This window comes from bacterium, from assembly GCA_024226335.1.
Classification (GTDB): domain Bacteria; phylum Myxococcota_A; class UBA9160; order SZUA-336; family SZUA-336; genus JAAELY01.
The window spans coordinates 1-1,972 of record JAAELY010000051.1; the positions used below are offsets into that span (position 1 = coordinate 1).

Genomic DNA, 1,972 nt, shown 5'->3' on the forward strand with positions numbered 1-1,972 from the left:
CAGATCCTCGCGGTATCGGTAATCCTCGAACGCCCCAGGCTTGCGAACCAGCCAGTCGATGATGTGCCGGTAGTTGATCAGGTGCTTCCCGGTGCCGCGAAGCCGCGGAAGACGATCAACGATCTTCTGGGCGTACCACACCTCCAGCTCGTCGAGGCGAATGGCCACCGTCACCTTCTCGCCCATCAGCCGGCTGTTCACTGAGTAGACGTTCTTGTCCACGTGGATCAGGCTGCCGTGATTCACACGTACCTGCACGCGCCGGACCGAGTCAATACGACGCGCCGGCAGCGAGCCCATCACCGCCATCTCCTCCATCAGGCGGTCACGGCGTCCGGCGTTGAATCGGGCGATCTCATCGCGAACGAAAGCCACGTACGCCTCGGTCGATTCGAAGTCACGGCTGCCCCGCAGCATGAGTGCCTGGTCGAGTCGGTTCTTGAACCGATGATGCGACTGCTCCGCGTCGCCGTTCTCGTTCGCGTGACCCGCCTGGATCTTCTGCCCGGTGAGACCATAGTGATCCAGCACCTGGAGGTATCGGCGCTGGAATGCATCACGCGGATCCGGGCCGCCGATCTGGTTCACCGCCGCCGTCAACTGATCGGTCCGGTGCATCCCGGGCACCTTGCCAAGCGCCCATAACGCGTTCTGCAGCCCCGCACTCAGCGCCTCGAACGACTCCGAGTAGCACAGCGTCACGTGCTCCCAGTTCGAGTACGTCAGCACGAAGTGGTACATCAGGTGCCGCAGCAGCATCCCTTGGATCGTCACCCCCAGCGAGTTCATGCACGTGAAGTCCGACGCGCTCAGCTTCCCCGGGTGATGCACCTGGTCGAAGAAGACCTCCTTCGCCGGACCCTTCGTCGCACGCCACGTCTTCACACGCCGCTGCAGCGTCCGCAACTGGCCGTCGGCGAACCGCCCGGGGTGCTCCCGCTGGAGCCAGTCGAACAGAGTTCTCGATTGAAGCCCCGGGTCCGTCTCGAGCAGTGCCTCGACGCTCGCCCAGACCTCATCGAACGGATCCTCGCGCGTTCGATACGTCCGCGGCTGCTTCAGTTCGCTCGGAAACCGCCGCTCGGTGAGGTACTTCCCAGCCGTCGTCAAGGCCATCCCGGCCTTCAGCGCCGCCTTCTCCTGGCCCATGCCTGAATCCACCATCCTGAACAAACTCCTCACTTGCTCGTCTGTAACCATCCTTGGCTCCAAATCCAGGGGAGCCGGCAGGTTACGGGCGTTCTCAGTGGGCAGTTCTAATTGTCGTCGGGTCCAATTCTAATTGTCGCTCATCATGCGTCAATCCACGCCGCCGGGCATCTCTGGCTTGGGTGATCAGTCTCCACCTGTTCAAGTCAGATCGGAGTGGTATCTCAAAGAACTCCCTGGCCTGCCCGATCGAGCAGAACTCCTGGTCGTACTCACCATCGGGATGATCTGCGAACTGGAACGTGATGATCTCCCTGGGCCGTGTGTAGGGCCTTACGCGCCCGACTGCCTGGACGACTACGTCCATCTCCTGATGCGCTAACGCAAGTGGGGCCAGGTGGGACACGTCGTAGACCTGATCGTGCTGGCTCGTCGGTCGAATGCGCCTTCGTTTGGGATCGCCCTCTGTCTAGATTTCAAGAGCTATCTGCACATCGGCACCGAGGACATCCTGCAGGATCTGGTTCACCTCCCTCTCGGTTACGTAGTAGCTGTTTAGGCAGTAGGCACAGTTGAAATGCTCGAAGCGGTTCGTTCCGATCATCCCGTAGTTGATGAGCGGGATGACGTTGGGACGTGTCAGGTCTACCTGTGACCAGTTCTCGGAGATGACCTCGATGTCCTCGTGTCCGAATTCCCGCAGGTACTTCTGTATGGCCTTCGCACACGTGGTCATGAAGCACTTCTTCGAGACAAGCAGCGGACGCATTCCTTCGTCCAGGCGCCTTGCGATGAGGCCTGCGAATAGCCACAGCACTTGGGG

The 1,972-nt window shown here is 60.8% G+C and carries 2 protein-coding genes; both read right to left on the bottom strand.

The window, feature by feature from the left end:
• Positions 1–1,149, bottom strand: a 1,149-nt coding sequence (locus GY725_02435; GenBank protein MCP4003032.1) for an IS21 family transposase, incomplete at its 3' end; no start/stop codon positions are given.
• 469 nt (positions 1,150–1,618) lie between these two features.
• Complete coding sequence (locus GY725_02440; GenBank protein ID MCP4003033.1) at positions 1,619–1,918, bottom strand: hypothetical protein; 300 nt, start codon at positions 1,916–1,918, stop codon at positions 1,619–1,621.
• Positions 1,919–1,972: the final 54 nt, after the last annotated feature.

Coding starts and splice junctions, on each gene's coding strand:
- GY725_02440 (MCP4003033.1), bottom strand. CDS start 1,918: ATGCGTCCGCTGCTTGTCTCGAAGAAGTGCTTCATGACCACGTGTGCG.